17 protein-coding genes are annotated in these 20756 nt (G+C 72.3%); 12 read left to right on the plus strand and 5 right to left on the minus strand.

From position 1 onward, the window contains the following. Nucleotides 1-29: 29 nt before the first annotated feature. On the plus strand, nt 30-800 hold the full coding sequence (locus ACZ5AJ_RS03480) for a glycosyltransferase family 2 protein (RefSeq protein ID WP_464137105.1): 771 nt from the start codon (nt 30-32) through the stop codon (nt 798-800). Between the two features lie 21 nt (nt 801-821). On the opposite strand, the gene ACZ5AJ_RS03485 is transcribed toward ACZ5AJ_RS03480, so the two are convergent. Then, nucleotides 822-2126 carry an LCP family protein gene (locus ACZ5AJ_RS03485; RefSeq protein ID WP_464137107.1) on the minus strand — a complete coding sequence of 435 codons (1305 nt, stop codon included), beginning with the start codon at nt 2124-2126 and terminating at the stop codon, nt 822-824. Between the two features lie 396 nt (nt 2127-2522). Here ACZ5AJ_RS03485 and ACZ5AJ_RS03490 point away from each other — a divergent pair, with 396 nt between their 5' ends. From ACZ5AJ_RS03490 to ACZ5AJ_RS03515, 6 genes are all read left to right on the plus strand, one after another. Continuing rightward, complete coding sequence (locus tag ACZ5AJ_RS03490; RefSeq protein WP_464137108.1) at nt 2523-3614, plus strand: glycosyltransferase; 1092 nt, start codon at nt 2523-2525, stop codon at nt 3612-3614. Nucleotides 3615-3691: 77 nt separating this feature from the next. Continuing rightward, nucleotides 3692-4576 (plus strand): glycosyltransferase, encoded by an 885-nt coding sequence (locus ACZ5AJ_RS03495; protein ID WP_464137110.1) that lies wholly within the window; start codon nt 3692-3694, stop codon nt 4574-4576. 139 nt (nt 4577-4715) lie between these two features. After that, a complete protein-coding gene (gene glf / locus ACZ5AJ_RS03500) occupies nt 4716-5876 on the plus strand; it encodes a UDP-galactopyranose mutase (RefSeq protein WP_464137112.1) in 1161 nt (386 codons plus the stop codon). A gap of 55 nt (nt 5877-5931) precedes the next feature. Then, the gene (locus tag ACZ5AJ_RS03505) at nt 5932-7995 is read left to right on the plus strand and encodes a glycosyltransferase (RefSeq protein ID WP_464137113.1); all 2064 of its coding nucleotides are present in this window, start codon (nt 5932-5934) and stop codon (nt 7993-7995) included. Between the two features lie 38 nt (nt 7996-8033). Continuing rightward, nucleotides 8034-8927, plus strand: a complete 894-nt coding sequence (locus ACZ5AJ_RS03510) for an ABC transporter permease (protein ID WP_464138686.1) — start codon at nt 8034-8036, stop codon at nt 8925-8927. A gap of 13 nt (nt 8928-8940) precedes the next feature. Next, nucleotides 8941-9711 (plus strand): ABC transporter ATP-binding protein, encoded by a 771-nt coding sequence (locus ACZ5AJ_RS03515; protein WP_464137115.1) that lies wholly within the window; start codon nt 8941-8943, stop codon nt 9709-9711. A 5-nt stretch (nt 9712-9716) separates the two neighbouring features. Here ACZ5AJ_RS03515 and ACZ5AJ_RS03520 read toward each other — a convergent pair whose 3' ends face one another. Continuing rightward, nucleotides 9717-10406 (minus strand): TIGR03089 family protein, encoded by a 690-nt coding sequence (locus tag ACZ5AJ_RS03520; protein ID WP_464137118.1) that lies wholly within the window; start codon nt 10404-10406, stop codon nt 9717-9719. After that, complete coding sequence (locus ACZ5AJ_RS03525) at nt 10403-11647, minus strand: coenzyme F420-0:L-glutamate ligase (protein WP_464137120.1); 1245 nt, start codon at nt 11645-11647, stop codon at nt 10403-10405. The genes ACZ5AJ_RS03520 and ACZ5AJ_RS03525 overlap by 4 nt, the downstream gene beginning before the upstream one ends. A gap of 144 nt (nt 11648-11791) precedes the next feature. Here ACZ5AJ_RS03525 and ACZ5AJ_RS03530 point away from each other — a divergent pair, with 144 nt between their 5' ends. Genes ACZ5AJ_RS03530 through ACZ5AJ_RS03540 form a run of 3 tightly spaced genes read left to right on the plus strand, consistent with a single transcriptional unit; the run spans nt 11792 to nt 17132 of the window. Continuing rightward, nucleotides 11792-12088, plus strand: a complete 297-nt coding sequence (locus ACZ5AJ_RS03530) for a WhiB family transcriptional regulator (protein ID WP_464137122.1) — start codon at nt 11792-11794, stop codon at nt 12086-12088. Nucleotides 12089-12097: 9 nt separating this feature from the next. Beyond that, nucleotides 12098-15463 (plus strand): glycosyltransferase family 2 protein, encoded by a 3366-nt coding sequence (locus tag ACZ5AJ_RS03535; protein WP_464137124.1) that lies wholly within the window; start codon nt 12098-12100, stop codon nt 15461-15463. Then, nucleotides 15456-17132, plus strand: a complete 1677-nt coding sequence (locus tag ACZ5AJ_RS03540) for a DUF5719 family protein (protein WP_464137125.1) — start codon at nt 15456-15458, stop codon at nt 17130-17132. The genes ACZ5AJ_RS03535 and ACZ5AJ_RS03540 overlap by 8 nt, the downstream gene beginning before the upstream one ends. A gap of 12 nt (nt 17133-17144) precedes the next feature. On the opposite strand, the gene ACZ5AJ_RS03545 is transcribed toward ACZ5AJ_RS03540, so the two are convergent. Then, nucleotides 17145-17600, minus strand: a complete 456-nt coding sequence (locus tag ACZ5AJ_RS03545) for a metallopeptidase family protein (protein WP_464137127.1) — start codon at nt 17598-17600, stop codon at nt 17145-17147. 111 nt (nt 17601-17711) lie between these two features. Between ACZ5AJ_RS03545 and ACZ5AJ_RS03550 the strand changes: the two genes are divergently transcribed. After that, entirely contained in the window at nt 17712-18101 is a 390-nt protein-coding gene (locus ACZ5AJ_RS03550; RefSeq protein WP_464137128.1) for a DUF3499 domain-containing protein, read from the plus strand. Next, nucleotides 18094-19803 (plus strand): phosphomannomutase/phosphoglucomutase, encoded by a 1710-nt coding sequence (locus ACZ5AJ_RS03555; RefSeq protein ID WP_464137130.1) that lies wholly within the window; start codon nt 18094-18096, stop codon nt 19801-19803. The genes ACZ5AJ_RS03550 and ACZ5AJ_RS03555 overlap by 8 nt, the downstream gene beginning before the upstream one ends. A 37-nt stretch (nt 19804-19840) precedes the next feature. Here the strand turns inward: ACZ5AJ_RS03555 and ACZ5AJ_RS03560 are convergent, their stop codons facing one another. Continuing rightward, the gene (locus ACZ5AJ_RS03560) at nt 19841-20737 is read right to left on the minus strand and encodes an RDD family protein (RefSeq protein ID WP_464137133.1); all 897 of its coding nucleotides are present in this window, start codon (nt 20735-20737) and stop codon (nt 19841-19843) included. Nucleotides 20738-20756: the final 19 nt, after the last annotated feature.

A 20756-nucleotide genomic window follows, 5' to 3' on the forward strand; every position in this document is an offset into this window, starting at 1 on the left:
CATGTCGCCCCGCCCCTTCGAGGAGACCCATGAGCACTGCCGACCCCGCGGCCGGTCGCGCATCCGACGAGCACCTGCCCGAGAGCCAGCCCCCGCCCGGTCGGGAGGCTCCCGACGAGCAGGACTCCCCGGCGTCGGACCGCACCTGGTTCGTCGTCCCGCTGTTCAACGAGGGGGAGGTCGTCGGTGACGTGATCCGCGCCCTGCGAACGCGCTATCCGCTGGTGGTGTGCGTGGATGACGGGAGCCGGGACGACTCCGCGCGCGTCGCCGAGGAGGCCGGCGCCGTCGTCGTGCGCCACCCCTACAACATGGGGCAGGGGGCGGCGCTGAAGACCGGCATCGACTACGCGCTGCGGGATCCGGCGATGGCGCAGATCGTGACCTTCGACTCCGACGGCCAGCATCAGGTCGACGACGCCGCATCGATGATCGCTCTGCGCGAGCGGGAGGGCGTGGACGTCGTGCTCGGCTCTCGATTCCTCGACGGTCGCACGAAGCCGGGCCTGCTCAAGCGCGTCGTGCTGCGGGGAGCGGTCTGGTACTCGAACCTCACCAGCGGCGTGAAGCTCACCGACGCCCACAACGGCCTGCGGGTCCTCGGCCGCGAGGCCTGCGAGAAGATCACCATCGAGCAGAACCGGATGGCGCACGCGTCCGAGATCGTCGAGGAGATCGGGCGGCACAGGCTGACCGTGCGCGAGCATCCGGTCCACATCCTGTACACCGACTACTCGCGCTCCAAGGGCCAGTCCGTCCTGAACTCGGTGAACATCGTCATCGACATGCTGTTCCGCTGAGCCCGGCGTCGGCCACCGGCCTCAGGAGCCCTCGGGGACCTCGGCGCTCCCGTCCTCGATGGAGGAGAAGAAGTCGGCGATCTCCTCGTCGTCGACGAGGATCGCGACCCCCGAATGCGTGGTCTGGTAGTTGGGGTCGACGTACGGCATCTGGAGGGTGCCCGAGCCCATGGCGCTGCGCGCCGTCAGGCCCATCCGCGCCAGGGACAGCATGCCGGTCCCCTCGGAGGTGATCAGCGCATCCGACCCGGCGCCGGCGAGTCGAGCCTGCGCCACAGGGTTCAGCAGGACCGACGGGGAGGCGACGCGGTCCATGAGCGCCGAGACGAACTGCTGCTGACGGCCCTGACGCCCGATGTCCGCGGTGGGGTCGAAGTAGCGTGCGCGGACGAAGGCCAGCGCCTGCTCCCCTCCGACGTCGTGGCAGCCCTCGGACATCACCAGGCCGGACTTCTCATCGTCGACGTCCTGGTCGATGCACAGGTTGACGGTCCCCACGGCGTCGACGATCCCCGCGACCCCGTCGAAGCCGACCTCCACGTAATGGTCGATCGTCAGGCCCGTGAACTGCTCGACGGTCTCCACCAGAAGCGATGGTCCGCCGAAGGAGAAGGCGGCGTTGAGCTTGTACTTCCCGTATCCGGGGATGTCGACGAGGGTGTCGCGGGGGAGCGAGACCAGGTAGCTGTTCCCGTTGCGCGCCCTGTGCAGGAGCATGATGGTGTCGGAGCGCGCGCCCTCGGTGCCGTCCGAGGTGACCGCCTCCCCGCCGCGCCGGTCCGATCCGGCGATCAGATAGGTGGTGCCCGGGGTGTCCGCGGCACCGGAGAGCGCGTCGACGTGCTCGATGCGCGAGTTGGCCCACAGCGTCAGACCCGCTCCCCAGCCCACCACGATCACCAGGACCAGCACGAGCAGGGTCGTCGCCAGGCGCAGCGGACGCGGAACGCGGGAGCGGCGTCGCCTGCTCCGTCGGCCGGGGCGGTCGGGGCCCCCGGATGAGGCGGCCGCACCGGGGGAGCCGATCCCTGCGCCGCGGTCCTCGCCGTACAGATGGGCGTCGCCGCCGTGCTCGCCGTAGGCGCGGGCGTCGAAGCCGCGTGCCGGGCGGGCTGAGCGTCCCGAGGGCGGCGGGGCCGAGGCGGGCAGCGCCCGGGTCGGGGTGGGCTCCCGAGCGGGCCGCGCGCTCCCCTCACGGGACGGCGTCGCGCGGGACGGGGAGGCCGGTGGCACGGGACGGGCGCTGCCGCCGGCGCGCGCTCTGCTCCCCGATGGTCGGCGCGGTCCTCCTGCACGCGGGGAGCGCGGAGGCTGTTCGTCGCTCACGGCCGTCTCCTCTCCCTCGTCTCCTGGATGCTGCTCCGGCATGCCGTCGCCGCATGCTCTCCGGCGCGGGGCCGGGACCTGCGCCCGACAGAGTAGCCGCATGAGCGCGCTCCGCCATCGTGCGGAGGCTCGCCCCGGCGGGTCGGAGGACGGCGTCCGACGTCGTGATCCCGAGGCATCTCCGGCGTTCCGGGCTATTCGCAGGCGGCGGCTGTGCGGTGGGGGCCCGCACGCATCCGGCACGCACCCAGGACGTCGACATGACCTCCTCGGGACCTTCACGGAAGGTCCTGGGCGGTGATGGGCGATCCCCCGGCAGCATCCGTACACTGGGGGCTCGCCGCCGACGCGGCCGGAATCCGTGCAGCGAGCGGTCAGCATCATCCAGGAGGCCCAGTGACCCAGACCTCAGCGACCAGCGAGTCCGCACCCCAGTCCGGGCGCTCCGGTCTGGCCGCCGATCAGGCCGCTCGGGCCGATCGCAGCGCGGGCGTCCCCGCGGCCCTCCGCTCCCGCGAGGGCTCCGCGCATGAGGGCGCGGCGACCGAGGCCGTCGTCGTGGCCGTCGTGGTCACCTACAACCGCGAGCAGCTGCTCGCGGACTGCCTGGACGCCCTGGCCGCACAGGACCACCGCCCCGATGCGGTCATCGTGATCGACAACGCCTCGACTGATGCCTCGGGGCGGGTCGCCGACGAGCACCCGATCGGGGCGGACGTCGTCCACCTGCGCCGCAACGTCGGCGGCGCCGGAGGCTTCGCGGCCGGCATCGCCCGCGCCCTCCAGCGCCACGGCGCGGACTGGGTGTGGGTCATGGACGACGACACGATCCCCACGCCCACGGCGCTGTCCGAGCTGCTGCGCACCCTTGAGTCCTCCCCGGTGCGCCTGAGCGTGCTCAGCTCGCGCGCCGTGTGGACCGACGGGCGCCCGCATCCGATGAACAGCCAGCGGGTGCGCCTGGGCGCCTCCGCGCGGGAGAAGCGCGATGCCCAGCGTGCCGGAGGACGGCCGATCCGCACCGCCAGCTACGTCTCCGCCCTGCTGAACGGTCAGGACGTGCGCCGTCTCGGCCTGCCGTACGCCGACTACTTCATCTGGTCCGACGACTTCGAGCACACGGGGCGCCTGCTGCGCCACGGGCGCGGCGTCCACGTGCCCGCCTCCGTGGTCGAGCATCGCACCGCCCGCTTCGGCGACGCCCAGGCGAATCCCGGCTCCCGCTTCTACTACGACGTGCGCAACCGCCTGTGGGCGCTGCTGCGCACCTCGTCGTTCAGCCCGATCGAGAAGGTCCTGTACGGCGGGCGCACGGCCCTGGGCTGGGCGCGGCTGGTGCTGCACCATCCCGCGGATCTGCTGGGCACCGGACTGCGGGGAGTCCTCGCCGCCATCGCGCACGGACCGCGCCCCTCCGACGTCGTGCTCCAGCTCGACGGCGAGGCCGCGGCAGACGTGCGTGCCGTGGAGCGGGCGGCCGGGCGGTGAGGGACGTGCGGACCGAGGGGGCGCCGAGGAGCGGCGGGGCCGAGACGACCGCCCGGGACATTCGGGATGCGCAGGACATGCCGGACGAGCCCGCGACATTCTGCGTCCTGATGCCGCTGTGGGGACGGGACGTCCCGGAGCGGGTCGAGCTCGCGCTCCGCTCCGCCACGATCGACCAGCGTCTGCGTCCGGACCTCCTGATCCTCACGGTCGACGGCCCGCTGCCTCCAGCTCTGGAGACCGTCGTCGACGCGGTCGAGGCGGGGGAGTACGGACCGGCGGAGGTGCTGCGCCATGACGATCACCGCGGCGTGGCCGCATGCCTGCAGGACGGTCTGGAGGCCTCGCCCCACGAGATCGTCGCGCGCGCCGATGCCGACGACATCTGCCGACCCGAGCGGTTCGCGCTCCAGATCCCTCGGATGGCCGGCAATGACGGTCGTGCCCCGCTGGATCTCATGGGCGGCTTCATGCGGGAGTTCTCGGATCGCGTCCCGCCCGGACGGGGCCCTCTGCGCCGACGCCCCCTCGACCACGACGAGATCCGCGACTACCTCCCGTACCACAGCCCGTTCCATCACCCCACCGTGGTGCTGCGGCGATCGGTCGCGCTCGCCGTCGGCGGCTATCGGGACCTGCAGCTGCTGGAGGACTACTGGCTGTGGGAGCGGATGATGCTGGGAGGCGCCCGGATGGGGAACATCCCCGAGGTCGTCGTCGACTACAGGGTCGACGACGAGCTGTTCGCCCGCCGCGGCGGATATCGGCTGTTCGCCTCCGACGTGCGCCTGCAGTGGATCATGCTGCGCGACCATGTGACGAGCCCCCCGGTCTTCGCGCGGAACCTGCTCATGCGCGGCGCCTATCGCTTCGCGCCGGGATGGGCGCGGCGCCTGGGGTACCGCAGCTTCGTCGAGCGCCCCGACGATCAGGCCGCCGACCTGACCGCGAACAGCGCGTGAACTCTTCCCGAACTCCCCGCCGGAGTCCCGTGCACGGGGGCGTCGCCGGGGGCTCGGTCGCGCTTCCCGCGACTCCCGCTCGGCTACTGTGAACGGGTTCCACCGCGAAGACCATCCGCCCGCTGCGAAAGGACCATCTGTGGCGACTCCTGATCTGCTCATCGTCGGCTCCGGCCTGTTCGGCCTGACCGTCGCGGAGAGGGCTGCGACCGAGCACGGCGTCAAGGTCACGATCATCGACCGGCGTCCGCACATCGGCGGCAACGCGTACTCGGAGGTCGACGAGCGCACCGGGATCGAGGTCCATCGGTACGGGGCCCATCTGTTCCACACCTCCAACGAGCGGGTGTGGGAGTACGTGAACCGGTTCACCGACTTCACCGGGTACGTGCACAAGGTGTACACGACCCATCGGGGCGAGGTCTTCCCGATGCCGATCAACCTCGGCACCATCAACCAGTTCTTCCGCTCCGCGCTGAGCCCCGACGAAGCGCGGGCGCTGGTCCAGGAGCAGGCCGGGGAGCTGGCCGGCACCGATCCGGAGAACCTCGACGAGAAGGGCATCTCCCTCATCGGGCGCCCGCTGTACGAGGCGTTCATCAAGAACTACACCGGCAAGCAGTGGCAGACCGACCCCAAGGACCTGCCTGCCGGGATCATCTCCCGCCTGCCCGTGCGCTACGGCTATGACAACCGGTACTTCAACGACACCCATGAGGGCCTCCCGGCCCAGGGGTACACCGCCTGGCTCGAGCGGATGGCCGACCATCCCAACATCGAGGTCCGCCTCGGCGTCGACTACTTCGATGCCGACCAGCCGCTGAACCGGGACGCCGTGCGCGGCAGCCTGCCCGTGGTCTACACCGGGCCCGTCGACCGCTACTTCGACTACGAGCTGGGTGACCTCAGGTGGCGCACGATCGACCTGGAGACCGAGCATCTGGACACCACGGGTGACTTCCAGGGCACCTCGGTGATGAACTACGCCGATGCGGACATCCCGTTCACCCGCATCATCGAGCCCCGCCACTTCCACCCTGAGCGCGACTACCCCAAGGACCGCACGCTCATCCAGCGCGAGTACTCGCGCTTCGCCGAGCGCGGCGACGAGCCGTACTACCCGGTCAACTCGACCACCGACCGCGACACTCTGCTGAAGTACCGCGAGATGGCCGACGCTGAGCCGCGCACCCTGTTCGGCGGCCGACTGGGGACGTATCAGTACCTCGACATGCACATGGCCATCGGCTCGGCCCTGTCGCTGGCCGACAACAAGCTGTCCGACCTGCTGCGGGCCTGACCCGCCCGTCCCCGCACCGCTGGCGGGGCGACCAGAACCGCCGACGAGGAGCATCATGAACGCCACCGCCCCCTCCGCCACCGCCGCCCCCGCGGAGCAGGAGGCCTCCCGGGCGAGCGCGCAGCGTGTGCTGCAGCGCCTGATCCTGCCGCTCGAGGCCTCGCCCGATGTCGTCCCGCTGTACATCGAGGCGGCCGACGCCCGCTCCGGCGTCACCGAGGCCGCCTTCGGCCTGGGCGGCTCCGCGTCCACGGGGCACGGGGAGAACGATCCCCGTCGCTCCCAGCAGGTCGGTGCCCAGGTCGACCTCAGCGAGCTCGATCAGCGCCATGCGGTGCGCATCCCCGCCCACGGCATGCGCTCCTTCGGCACCTACTTCAACGCCTTCCCCGCCGGCTACTGGCGGCGATGGACCCCGGTGCGAGCGATCCGCCTGCGCATCCGCACGGTCGGCACCGGTCATCTGGTCGTCATGCGCTCGACCGCGCGGGGGACGCTCCAGCGCCAGGCGTCGCGCACCGTCGTCGGCTCGGGCGAGCAGGTCTTCGAGCTGCCGCTCACGGCCTTCGGCGACGGAGGATGGTACTGGTTCGACGCCTACGCGGGAGAGGGCGATCTCGCGATCGAGAGCGCCGAGTGGACGGCCGACGCGTCCCTCGCCCGCACCGAGGGCACCTTCTCCATCGCCATGACCACGCTGAACAAGGTCGACTACTGCCTGGACAACATCGCCACCATCGCCGCCGAGCCCGCCCTGCGCGAGCTGCTGGACACGATGTACGTCGTGGACCAGGGCAGCGACCGTCTGCGGGACCATGACGAGCGCCTCGGCCCGCTGGCCGAGACGATGGGCGACCAGCTGCGGATCATCGAGCAGGGGAACATCGGCGGCTCGGGCGGGTTCTCCCGCGGGATGCACGAGGCCGCCACCGCGGGGACCTCCACCTACGTCATCAACTGCGACGACGACATCGTGATGGAGCCGGAGTCGCTGATCCGCCTGGTGACCTTCGCCGACTTCGCGACCCGGCCGACGCTCGTCGGCGCGCACATGTTCGACCTGAACAACCGCTCGGTGCTCCACACCTTCGGCGAGATCGTCGACCCGTGGCGGACCCAGCCGGCCCTGCCGGGCGAGGGCGCCGAGCTCGGGCATGACTTCGCGAGCGGTCCGCTGCGCTCCACGCCGTGGCTGCATCGCCGCGCTGACGTGGACTACAACGGGTGGTGGACCTGTCTGATCCCCACCGAGACCGTGCGCGCCATCGGTCTGAGCCTGCCGGTGTTCATCAAGTGGGACGACGCCGAGTACGGGCTGCGCGCCAAGAAGGCCGGATATCCGACGGTCTCGCTGCCCGGCGCCGGGGTGTGGCACATGAGCTGGGTCGACAAGGACGACCTGGTCGGCTGGCAGGCGTACTTCCATGAGCGCAACCGGATCATCACGGCGCTGCTGCACTCCCCGTACGAGCGCGGGGGCCGCGTGGTCAAGGAGTCGCAGTTCATGGACATCAAGCACCTGATCTCGATGCAGTACTACACGGAGGCCGGGCGCCTGCTCGCCCAGCGCGACGTGCTCGACGGCCCTGACGCCCTGCACCCGGTGATCGGCACCAAGCTTCCGCAGATCCGGCAGATGGCCGCCGAGTTCGACGACGCCGTCGCCGCGAAGGATGCGGATCTCTACCCGCCGGTGCACGTGGACAAGCCCCCGCGCAAGGGACGCGGCTTCTCCCAGCCCAACCCCCTGATGCTCCCCGCCTGGACGGCGAAGACGCTGGCCAAGCAGCTGCTGAAGCCCACCGCCGAGCGCGCCTCGAGGAACCCGCAGGCCGCGATCGCCCACCTCGACGCGAAATGGTGGCGCCTGTCCGCCTACGACAGCGCGCTGGTCTCCAACGCCGAGGGCACCCAGGTCTCGTGGTACAAGCGCGATCCCCGGAAGGTGCGCGAGATGCTCGCCTCCGCCGTCGGCGCCCATGTCGAGCTGCACCGCCGCTGGCCGGAGCTGCAGCGCCGGTACCGCTCGGCGCTCGAGCGCATCACCTCGTTCGAGGAGTGGGAGCGGACCTTCGCGGCGAACCCGGCGCCGGTGCGAGAGCAGGACCGCGCCGAGTGAGCGGGACGGACAGGGCCGTCGGCGGGCCGGCGGCGCGCATGCCGTCGGCCGCCGAGCAGGCCGAGGGGTGGAGGGCGCCCGGGCAGGATGCCGGCTGGCTGAACCCGCTGCGGGAGCGGTTCCTGCTGCGCCTGCTGGTGAAGAAGGAGCTGCGGGTCCGCTACCGGGGCAGTGCGCTCGGCATGCTCTGGAGCTACGTCAAGCCCGCGGTGCAGTTCATCGTCTTCTACATCGCCCTCGGCGTCTTCCTGCAGCTGTCCAAGGGGACACCCGCCTATGCGGTGTACCTGTTCAGCGGCATCATCGTGATCAACCTCTTCGGCGAGGTGTTCGGCAATGCGACCCGCTCGATCACCGGGAACGCGGCCCTGGTCTCGAAGATCTACCTGCCCGGTGAGCTGTTCCCCTGGTCCAGCATGATCGTCGCGGTCGTGCACTTCGTCCCGCAGCTGCTGGTGCTCGTCGTCGGCGCGCTGCTGTTCGGCTGGGTCCCGTCCGCGACATCGGTCGTCGCCTTCGTGCTGGGCATGGCGATCCTGCTGGTGTTCACCATCGGCCTGGGACTGCTCACGGCGGCGCTCAACGCCGCCTTCCGCGACGTCGAGAACTTCGTGGACCTCATCGTTATGGTCGCCACCTGGCTCTCCCCGGTGCTGTACCGGATCTCGATGGTCGAGGAGGCGATCGGAGGGACCTGGATGTGGGTGCTCTATCAGCTGAACCCGCTGACGATCGTCGTGGAGCTCTTCCATGTGGCCTTCTGGAGGTACGCCCCCGATGTCGTCGAGGCGGTCCCAGCGGATCCGACGCTCACGCAGCCCGGAGAACCCTTCGGACTCTGGTGGGCAGGGCTCCTGATCGCCGTGGCCACCTACATCGTCGGGACGCTCGTGTTCGAGCGCGCGAAGCGCCGCTTCGCGCAGGAGCTGTGAGAGGAGAGCGCCGATGACCCCGTCGATCGAGGACGTCCCCGAATCCGCAGCCCTGCCCACCGAGCGGGAGATGGTGCGCGTCGAGCATGTCTCCAAGCGCTTCTCGCTCCGCCACGACCGCTCCCTGAAGGAGCTGGCGTTCTCCGCGCTCCAGCGCAAGAAGCTCGCCGACACCTTCATGGCGCTCGACGGCGTGGACCTCACGGTGCACGCGGGGGAGACCGTCGGACTGATCGGCTTCAACGGATCGGGCAAGTCCACGCTGCTGAAGACGATCTCCGGAGTGCTGTTCCCCGACAGCGGTCGCGTCATGCTGCGCGGGCGCGTCGCCGGCCTGATCGAGGTCGGCGCGGGCTTCCATCCCGATCTCTCCGGTCGCGAGAACGTGTACCTGAACGGCGCCATCCTCGGTATGACCCGCGAGCAGATCGACGAGCGCTTCGACGAGATCGTCGCCTTCTCCGAGATCGAGGAGTTCATCGACACCGAGGTCAAGTACTACTCCTCGGGCATGTTCCTGCGTCTCGCGTTCTCCGTCGCCGTGCACACCGAGCCCGACATCTTCCTCGTCGACGAGATCCTCTCCGTCGGCGACGAGCCGTTCCAGCGCAAGTGCCTCGAGCGGATCAGGCAGCTGCAGGAGGCGGGGCGCACGATGATCATCGTCTCCCACGAGCTGGACATGCTCGAGAAGCTCTGCACCCGCATCGTCGTGCTCCGCAGAGGCGTCATCGTCCACGACGGCGATCCCGTCGAGGCCGTCCGCACCCTCCGCGACAGCTGAGCGGATCAGCCCCTCGAGGTCACTCCCTCGTCCCGGGCCGTCCGCTCGTCGACCGCAGCGGCAGGTCCGACGAACCCTCCGCCGGCCAGCAGCGCCGCGAGCACCTGCGGCGCGTCGGGAAGCCCGTCGTCGGCGACGAGCAGGCGAGGGGAGTCGGGGCCATCGGGCTCGGCATCGGCGGGGGCAGGTCCCGACCAGGCCGGAAGGGGGACGGTCAGCGCGTCGGGATGGGCGCGCACCTCGCTCGCCCAGTCGTGGACGAGCGGCGGCAGCGGACCGGAGAACCGCGGCGCGAGCGAGACCGCATCCAGGGCGAGGACCTCATCGGACTCCTCGGAGAGCGCGGAGTCTGGTCTGTCCGTCGCGAGCACGCGGATCTCCTCCCCGGAGAGCGCGTCGGCGTCGTCGGACTCCTCCGCCGGGGTGACATGGACCCGTGCGCCGAGTGACCAGGCGGCGAGGGCCAGCACGAGCCGCTTCCAGTGCGGCGGCAGGTCGAGGACCACCAGCTCGCCGGGCTCGAGGGCGATCTCGGCGTCGAGATGACCGATCGACTTGGTCACCCAGTTGGCGAGCACGTGTCCGGACAGTTCGATCCGCGCGGCCTCGCCGTGCCAGGCGAGGGCCGGTCGGGGGCCGATCCGCTCGAGGGCCTCCAGCAGGATGGATGCTCGGGGCAGGACGGGAGCGGTCATCGGCGGTCCTCCGGGGCGGTCGGGGCGGACGGTGAGGGGGAGCCGACGACGACCCCCATCTCGGGCAGGCGGCGGGCGATGGACTCCGCTTCGAGGGCGGTGCGCACCCGCTCGGCGAGCTCGCCCGCGGCGATCCAGTCCTCCGGGGCCGTGCCGGCGGGGATGACGACGAGCCGGTCCGGGGAGGACCGCTCGAGGCGCGGGGACCGCGGGGAGGCCGCCCCCGGGGCGCGGGTCGTGCTGTCGGCGCGGCTCGTGCCGTCGGATCCCCGACGGCGGGGGAGCACGGCCACGGCGAGGGCCCGCGCGATGCGCTCCTCCTCGGGCTCGGGGGACATGCGGGCCACGGGCTCGTCCTCGGGAGCGAGCCCGAGAGCCTGCCAGACCGATTCGAGGCTGGGTCGGCGGAACCAGTCGTCCTCACCGGTGCGGGAGAGCGCGCGTGCGGGGACCGCGTCGGCGGCGGTCGGCGCGACGGCCTCCCCGACGCCGCGGATGATCGCCACCGGCACCCGGGTGGCCTTGCCCTTGACGAGGTCGGAGGCGGCGGCGAGCTCGTCCGCGAGGTCGCGCACGGTCACGCCGAGGGGGCGTCCGTCGCCGTCGACGCCCCCGCGCAGGTCCTGGAGCGAGGCGACGCCGGCCGCACCCAGCGCGATGTCGCCGACGCCCACCCGCCAGATCCGCGAGGAGGTGTCCGTCAGAACCACCCCGAGGCCCGGGCCGAAGGCCTCCTCGAGGACACCGTGCAGGACCTCGGCGCAGGCGTCGGGGTCGTCGGGCAGCAGCAGCGGTCCGCCGGGAGCATTGGAGGAGTCGACACCGGCGGCCGCCATCACCGGCCCGGAGGCGATCTCGACGATGGAGGTCACCACACGGGTGTGCCGACGGCGGGCGACGGTGCGCACGGCCGCCGCGGCCACGGCCGCATCCCGCTCGGCGGGGTCGACGACGAGCCCCAGAGCCTTCGAGACGATCTTGGTGGAGATGCATACGACGTCCCCGGGGCGCGCGCCGGCGGCGCGCAGCGGCGGGAGGAGCGCGGCGCCGAGGCGCCGCAGGGCCGCGCGACCGGACTCCGCGTGCTGATCCGCGGGCCCGTCGGCCCGGATCTCGCCGATGCCGCTGACGGGCAGGATCTCGACCGGTGCGACGGAGCGGGGCCCGGACGGCGCCGACGGCGTCGCCGAGGGGACCGGCCGGGGAAGGTCGGCGGAGCCGACGTCGGATGGAGCGGGCATGGGACCTCCGGACCGGGTGCGAGCACCGGGGCGGGAGGCGCCCGGGCGCTCCCGTCCGCTTGACGCCGCGGACTTACACGGGTGTAGTTTAGGTGCGCAACAGACTACAAGGAGTCTTCAGGACGTGAGGGAGGAGCGGTGGAGATGAGCGAGGAGCACGTCGAGGACGACGCGCGCGCGGAGCTGTCCCTGCTGGACTTCGCCGGGAGCGACTCCGAGGAAGAGCTGTCGTGGCAGGAGCGCGCCCTGTGCGCGCAGACGGATCCGGAGGCCTTCTTCCCGGAGAAGGGCGGGTCCACGCGCGAGGCGAAGAAGGTGTGCGTGTCCTGCGAGGTCCGTGCGGAGTGCCTCGAGTACGCGCTGCAGAACGATGAGCGCTTCGGCATCTGGGGCGGGCTCTCCGAGCGCGAGCGCCGCAAGCTCAAGCGCCGGGCGATCTGACCCGACCTCTTGAGCGAACGCCATGTCACCGCTGTCGTCCTGCTGAACGGGACGACGTCCCGCTCCACCCAGGAGGCGACGCTCGCCGCTGTCTCCGCGCAGACCCGTCCGGCCGATCGCGTGCTGGTGGTCGCCCCCTCGTCCCTGGACGAGGAGCTCGAGCGGAGCCTGCGGGCCGCCGCGATCGACGGCGAGGTGGACGACGTCATCACGACCTCCGTCACCGTCGGCCGGTCCGGCGCGGTGCGCGAGGTGATCGATCTGCTCGAGGAGGAGAGCCGAACCCGCGAGGAGCGTGGGGCGCCCGAGGCGGACGTCGAGAGGAGGGCGGAGGCGACCGCCTCCTCGCGCGCCACCGGTCGGCGTGCTGCCCAGATCGATCGTGAGGCCGCCGAGCGGCTGGCCACGCTGGAGGCCGAGTACCTCGCCCGTGTCCCGGAGCGCCTGCGGCGCAGGGAGCGGCGGGCAGGGCGCCGTGTGGCCACATCGAGGGACGAGCAGTGGCTCTGGTTCGTGGTAGACAGCGCTATGCCCGCCGCGGACGCTCTCGAGCGCGAGCTCGAGGTCATCTCGCGCTCCCCGAACACCGCCGTCGTGGGCGCGAAGCGCGTCCGGCACAGCGAGCGCCGACTCGAGCGGGCCTGCGAGCAGGGCGAGGAGACACCTCCTGCGCCGGAGGACGCCGACATCCTCGTCGACGTCGGCCTGACCCTCACCCATTCGGGCGCGATCATCACCGGGGTCGATGCGGGGGAGATCGACCAGGGGCAGTCGGACTGGCGCCACGATGTGCTCGCCGTCGCTCTGCCCGGCATGCTCATCCGCGCGAGCACCCTGATCGACAGCCAGGGCCTGGACCCCGCCCTGCCCGAGCCCTGGGCCGAGATCGACCTGTGCCGCCGGATCTGGCGCTCGGGGGAGCGCGTGGCCGTGCAGTCCTCGGCGAGGGTGGTGTTCCCTCCGCCGGTGCGCCCGCTGCTGGAGCGGCTCCAGGACCAGCGCACGGGACAGATCCTCGTCCTGCTCAAACAGCGCGGGATCGTCGCCTCGCTGCTCCTGCTGCTGGTGCTCCCGCTGCTGACGGTGCTGAGGATGGCGGCCGCCGTGGCCTCCGTCATGCCGCGACGGGCGGGGATGGAGCTGAGGGCCTGGGCGGCCGCCATGCGGCGCGCTCCCGGGGCGATGCGCCGCGGCCTGCGCCCTCGGCCGAAGCCCCGAGTCCCCCGCGGGCGCCTCGCACCGCTGTACCTGCCGCGAGGGGAGAGCATCCGGCGCTCGCTCGAGGATGCGTGGACGCGCCTGGTCGCCGACGACGAGCGCACCCGTCGGATCCGCCGCACCACCTGGGGCGTCGCCGGTACCCGTCACGGTCTCGACGACGCCGACTATGGCCGGCACATCGTGTGGACGATCGTCGTGCTGCTGTCCGCCACGGCGCTGGGTCTCCTGTCGCTGCGCAGCCTCCTGGGCCAGGGGACGCTGGTCGGCCCCGCCCTGCTGCCGCTGCCGGAGGCATGGAGGGACACGGCAGAGGCCGCATGGTCCACATGGATCGCGGGCGGGCTGGGATCCCGGGGTCCCGCCGATCCGCTGGTGCGTCTGCTGGGTCATCTGTCGGTCGACGGGTCGATGCTGATCGAGGCGGTGGTCATGGCCGCGATACCGGCCTCGGCCCTGACGGCATGGTGGGCGGCCGGCGCGATCACCCGAGCTGTCGGCTCACGTCTCGTGCTGACGGTCACCTGGGCGCTGGCACCCGTGGTCATCACCGCGCTGGCCGCGGGGGAGTGGCCGCTGCTCCTCGTGCATGTGCTGCTGCCGGTCCTCGCCCTCGCCGTGGGGCGCGCCGTCGGCCTTCCGCACAAGGTCTCCCAGGCGTCCGTCCCGGCGGCTGCCGCGGGCGGCCTCGTGCTGCTGGTGATCGGGGCGGTGCAGCCGGTGCTGGTGCTGATCGTCGCCCTCGCGCTCCTGCTGCTCGCCCCCGCCGTCCCGGGCCGACGGGTGCGCCTGCTGTGGGTGCTGGTGCCGTCCGTGGCCATGCACATCCCCTACCTCCCCGTCTATCTCGGGCATCCGGAGACCCTGCTGGCCGTGGGCGGGATCCGCTCCCTGCCGTCCTCGGCGAGCGCAGCGGACCTGCTCATGCTGTGGCCCAGCGCTCCCGGCCTCGTCGACGTGCTCTCTGCGCATGTCGGGGCCGACGCCGCCGCGATCCTCCCGGTGCTTCCGCTGCTCCCGGTGATCCTGGGGGCCCTGTGCGCTCCCTTCCTCAGGGGCACCGCAGGTCTCGCAGGGCGGTTCGCCCTGCTGGCCGCGGCCGTGGCGATGGTCGGGGTGCTGCTGTGCTCCCGCACCGTGGTGGCGGTCTCCGGCGGCGAGGTCGTCACCGCGGACGTGCACGGTCCTCTGGACCTGGTGCTGCTGGCGCTTGGTGTCGGCGCCGCCGCGTCCTTCGACGCCCTCGCGCGCCGCGAGACCGGTATGGGGCGCCTCCGTCGAGCGACCACGTCCTTCGTCGCGCTGCTGGCGGCGGCGGTGTGCGCCCTCACCGTGGCGGGCTGGACCCTCCTGCTGCCCGGGACGCTCGAGGTCTCTCGCACCACCAGCGGTGACATCCCTGCGGCCGCCGCCGATCAGAGCCGGTCCGATGCGAGGTCCCGCGTGCTCGTGCTGGAGGAGGCCGAGGACGGCTCCGTCGGCGCGCGGCTGGTGGTGGGCGGCGAGGAGACCGCCCTGCAGCGCTCTGCCATCACCGACGCGCGCGAGGCATCCCTGGTGGCCGCCCAGCTGCCGGTGGATGCCGATGCGGGCTCCGACGCCCTGCGCGAGGCCGTCTCGAGGATGCTCTCCTCCTCGGGCGCCGAGGAGGAGGACGCGACGCTCGCGATCTCCTACGTGCTGGTCGACGGCGATCTGTCGGCCCAGACCGACCTGGTCGCCGCACTGGACGCCTCCACCGGCCTCGAGAAGGTCACGGTGAACGCCTCCGGCGGCATGTGGCGTGTGATCGACGCGCGGGCGCGGGCCGTCGTCCGCGCCGAGGACGGCACGAGCACGGCCCTGGACAGCACGCTCATCGGTGCGACCGGAGAGCTCAGCACCTCGAGCTCCGAGCGCACCATCGTGCTCTCCGAGCGGTTCGACACCGGCTGGCGGGCTGAAGCGGGCGGGCACCGGCTCGAGCCTGTGCTGGTGGACGGCTGGGCACAGGGCTTCGTCGTCCCCGCAGGGGTGTCCGGCGACGTCGACGTGCACCGCGATCAGCCGCTGACCCCGCTGTGGCGCGGCCTGCTGTACGCCGCGACCGCGATGACCGCCCTGATCGCGATCCCCTGGCGGCCCCGCAGCCGCACCTCGGAGGACCTGTATGGCTGACGACGAGCAGACGGACGAGCAGCGGATCGAGAAGGCGGGCGGGTCGACGACCGCGCCTCCGGAGGGCTCCGAGGTGCGGAGCGCGCGGAGGTCCCGCGTCCTGCGTCCGCTGATCGCCGCGCTCTCGCTGCTTCCGCTCGCTGCCGTCGCGGGTGTGATGGTCACCGGTCCGCAGGCTCCGTCGGCGGCTGTGCAGAGGGAGAGCATCGTCTCGGAGGCGGGTGCGAGCTCGGCGGTGTGCGCCGGGCCCGTGCAGGTGCCCGATGCCGTCGTCGAGGCCTCCGAGGCCGCCGACGACGCGCTCGCTGTCCAGATGCCGCTGGACAGGGTCGGGATCAGCGCGGTCGCTCTCGAGACGGACTCCTCTCTGCTGTTCGGCACGGTCAGCGCCTCGCAGACCCGCACCGCGGAGGACGGCTCCGCGCGCGTCCCCGGCATCGTCGCGCTCGACGCGGCAGGGGAGGACATGGGCGGGACCGAGGGAGCCGGCGAGGTCGGTCAGCAGCTGCTCACCCTGCGCAACCGCACCGAAGGGCCCCTGCTGGAGGCGACGGCGACCGACGGCGGTCGCCCCGTCTCCGACGCCGTCCAGTCCACCGTCACCCGGAGCGGCGACTACCGCTCGCTGATCGTCACCCGCTGCGACCAGCCCGCCACGGAGGCCTCGTTCCTGGGCGTGTCCACCTCCACGGGATCGAGCGCGCAGCTCGTGCTGCGCAACGTCTCCAGCCGCCCCGCGACCGCGTCGATCCAGGTCACGACCGCTGACGGTCCCGCATCCATGGAGGGACGCAGCCAGGTGATCGTCCCCGCAGGCGAGGAGCAGACCGTCCTGCTGGAGTCGATCGTCCCGGGCGAGGAGGCGATCGGCGTGGATGTGTCCGTGCTGGGCGCTCCGCTCTCGATGCACCTGCAGACGACCGAGCGCGATGGACTCACCCCCGGTGGTGCCGAGATCCTCAGCCCCCTCGGCGAAGCCTCCGACGAGATCGTCCTGCCGGGTGTCGAGAACTCCGGGGGCCCTGCCGTCGTGGTCCTGAAGAACCCCGGCCGCACGGATGCTACGGCGTCGGTCCGCGTCGTCGGATCAGACGGCGAGATCGCCGATGCGGCTGTCGAGGGCGTGTCCGTCCCGGCCGAGTCGGTCGTGCAGGTGCCGCTCGAGGGCCTCGAGGACGGCGTCCGCACCGTCCTCGTCGATGCCGACGAGGACCTGCAGGCCGTCGCCCGGAGCGTCCAGACGGGCGCCGACCTCGAGGGGGCGACCATCGGCGCGCCGGTCGACTTCACGATCGTCGGCCCGACGGAGCCCATTGCCACGAGCGCGCTGACCGCGCTGCCCGCCGGCGGCGCCTACGGGTACCTCAGCCTCTTCTCGTCCGTCGGCACTGCGGTCACGATCATCCCGCTGGCCGCGGACGGCACCGTCGGCGACCCGATCTCCGTCGACCTCTCCGCCGACGCGCAGCTGCGCATGACGGACGGGTCGCTGAAGGTCGGGGACGCTCCGGCCTCGGCGATGGTGATCGTGCCCGATGAGGCCGGGGCCGTCTCCGCGACCTGGACCCAGCGGGTCAGCGACGGCGCCGGGGGCGTGCTGCTCTCCTCCGTGCCCGTGCGATCCGCATCGGGAGGCGACGACGGGACCGAGGTGTCCCTGGCACCCTGATCCTTCGCGCCGTCAGGCCGGCCAGGCCTCCGGATCGACGTCCTCCGGCGGAAGGTTCAGCAGCGACCCGATCTGCTCGGCCAGCACCTGGCGGACGAGGGCCTCGAGCTCCTCGTCGTCGGCGCATCGGGTCTGCATGGGGCGCCGGTAGACGACCACCTTCGCAGGATGCTCACGCGTGGCCGGATGCGCGCGTCCCAGTACGACGGAGGCGTCCTCCCACGGGGCGGGATCCGTCGACGGGACCTCCTCGACCATCACCTGCAGGTGGGCGAGCCGACGCGGGAAGCGCTCCGCGATGTCCGCGGCGAGATCGGCGACGGTGTCGTCGAAGCGCTCGCGCCGGGTGCGGTGGCCGGGGAGGTGCGGGGGGATCAGATCGAAGCGCCTGCCGCGCCCGTGCCGATCCCTCCGCCGGGGTCCCCGGCGCGGCCCGGGGAGGTCACGAGGTCGGGGCTCGAGGTCCATGATGCGCACTCTAGTCCCCGCGCCGGCATGCGACCCCGACGTGGGGTTCGCCGCTCCCGATCAGGGCGCGCCGCCCCCGCACCATCCGACAACCTGCGTACACTCCATCCTGTGCCTGCTCGTGAATGCTCTCGGACCGCCTGCTCGCACCCTGCGGTCAGCACCCTCACCTTCGTCTACGAGGACTCCACCGCGGTGGTGGGGCCCCTCGCCCGGACCAGCGAGCCCAACACCTACGACCTCTGCCGGATGCATGCGTCGAGGATGACGGCGCCGGTGGGCTGGGAGCTGCTGCGCATCGCCGGCGACTCCTCCGCGAGCGACGACCTGGTCGCCCTCGCCGATGCCGTCCGCGGTGCCCCCGCGGGGCCGACGGCGGGCGCCGACGTTCCCGCGGGGGCACCGCGGGACCGTCGCGGCGCCTCGTCACCCGCCCGCGGCGCCGGATCCGAGCGCGCCGCCGAGCGCCATCTGCATGTGGTCAGGAGTCCCCATGAGTGAGTCGCCCATCGAACCGTCGGACCGCCCGGCGGTCGACCTGAGCGGGATCGTCAGCCGCATCGACGTGCGCGGCGTCGCCGACGAGGACCTCACCGAGGACGTCGCGCGCGCCTTCGGCGCCGCCTTCGCCGATCACCTCGAGGGGGACGCGATGGTCATCGCGCACGACATGCGCGTGTCCTCGCCGCAGCTGGCCGCCGCCTTCGCCGAGGGCGCGGTGCGCCGCGGTGCGACCGTCGCCGAGGCCGGCCTGTCCTCGACGGATCAGCTGTACTGCGCCTCCGGCCTGCATCGGGCCGCCGGCGCCATGATCACCGCGAGCCACAACCCGCCCCAGGACAACGGCTTCAAGCTGTGCCTGCCGGGCGCACGCCCGATCAGTCGGGACGACGGCCTCGACGACATCCGGCGCGGCGCGGAGCGGTATCTCACCGGGGGGATCCCCGAGGTGCCCGGGGGCCGGGCCACGCCTCTCGACACCCTCGTCGACTATGCCGACACCGTGCTGCGCCTGGTCCCGCTGACGGGCAGGCGCCCGCTGCGGGTGGTCGTGGATGCGGCGAACGCCATGGCCGGTCTGACGGTGCCCGAGGTGCTCGGGCGCATCGATGCGATCACCGTGGTGCCGCTGCACTTCGAGCTCGACGGCACGTTCCCGAACCATCCGGCGAACCCGCTGGTCCCCGAGAACCTCGAGGATCTGCGCGCCGCGGTGATCGCCGAGGGCGCCGACCTGGGTCTCGCCTTCGACGGGGACGCCGACCGCTGCGTGGTCCTCGACGAGCAGGGACGGGCCGTGCCGCCGTCGGCGATCACCGCCCTGATCGCGACGCGGGAGATCGCCCGCGCTCGAGCCGCGGGGGAGGAGCGGCCGGTCGTGGTCGCCAACGTCGTCTCCTCCCGGCACGTCGCCGAGGCGGTCGAGGCCGCCGGCGGAGAAGCGCTGCGCTCCCCGGTCGGCCATTCGCTGATCAAGGCGCTGATGGCCGAGCGGGACGCTGTCTTCGGCGGGGAGCATTCCGCTCACTACTACTTCCGCGACTTCTTCCGCGCCGACTCCGGCATGCTCGCCGCGATGCATGTGCTGGCAGCTCTGGAGGAGACGGACGCTCCGCTGTCCGCACTGGTCGCCGAGCATGACCCGTACCCGGCGAGCGGCGAGATCAACACTCGGCCCGACTCCTCCGACGCCGCCCGTGCGGCGATCGACAGGGTCCGCGACCACGTGGCGGCGCTGGGGGCCGAGGTCGATGATCTCGACGGGCTGACGGCCGTGCACTGGACGTCCTCGGCATCGGCCGCCCAGGACAGCGAGGACGGGGACGACTGGTGGCTGTCGCTGCGCTCGTCCAACAGCGAGCCGCTGCTGCGGCTGAACGTCGAGGCTGCGGATGCCGGGACGATGGAGAGGGTCCGCGATCAGGTGCTCGCGCTGATCCGCGCGGACGAGAGCTCCTCCGCGTGGACCGAGCCGGGGCCGGCCGAGCCCGGGCCGACTCCATCAGGCCCGTCCGAGGACGGTCTCCTTCCCGCCGGGGCCAGCGGCGCCGATGTGCCCAGCTGGGTGAGGGCGCGCCTGCGCTGCCCGGACTGCGGCGGGGAGCTGCGCGATGTCGACGGGGCCCTGCAGTGCACCGCCTGCCGACGGGTCCACGCCGTCGAGGGCGGGATCCCGGTGCTGATCGCCGGGCGCGCGTCCTGAGACGTCCTGGCCCCTCCCGCGACCGATGACGGGGGGACTAGCCGCCGAACGGCATCGTGCGGACCTCCGCAGCCAGCTCACGGCGGCGGTCGCGGGCGCGCAGCAGCCGCTCCTCGTCACGGTGCGAGCGCTCGGCGATCACGGCGGCGAGGAACTCCTCGAGGTCGGTGCCGGGCGGGGGTCCGGGGTTCACGTGCGGGAGGACGCGCTGCACGAGGTCCCGGGTCATCGTGCGGCGGGAGACCGGGTTGATGGTCGCCGCGCGCGGCAGGTACGAGCGGACATCCTGCATGAGCTCCGAGGGCAGGCGGCCGACGTCGGCGTCCCGGGCCCACTCCCGCAGCGACGGCGGCACCTCCGCGCGGTCCGGGACGACATCCCGCATGCGCTCCTGGATCACCATCGTCCCGGCCAGCAGGTCTCCCAGCCGACGTGACCGCGCGTCGATCACCGAGCAGGTCAGGGCCAGCGCGCCGGCCGTCGACCAGATCTCGAGCATCGCCATGACAGCCCTCAGCAGGCTCTGGCGGGCGTGCACCGGGCCGCCGTCGCCCCGGACCACGCGGGTCCCCATCACCAGGCGCCCCACGGAGCGCCCACGGCCGAGCACCTCGCACAGCAGCGGGTATCCGACGAAGGAGGCGACCGACACCAGCACCGCGGCCGCTGATGCCATCCCGTCGTCGAGTCCGCGTGCGGACAGCCATGTGGTCAGGACGAGTCCTCCTGTGAGGATCCCCAGCTGGATGACAGCATCGATCGCCGCGGACACCATCCGCACTGCGAACGACGCCGTGCGCAGGTCCAGCAGCACAGCCTCGCCGGTGATCAGGGCGTCGCGCGAGGCCGACGGCGCAGCCGGTGCGGCCGACGGCGCCGTGGGCGCGGGAGCGGAGGAGGTGGCGGACATCGCGGGGGCGGACATCGCAGGCATGCGCCCATCCTCCCAGCCG

It is taken from the genome of Brachybacterium zhongshanense, from assembly GCF_055385755.1.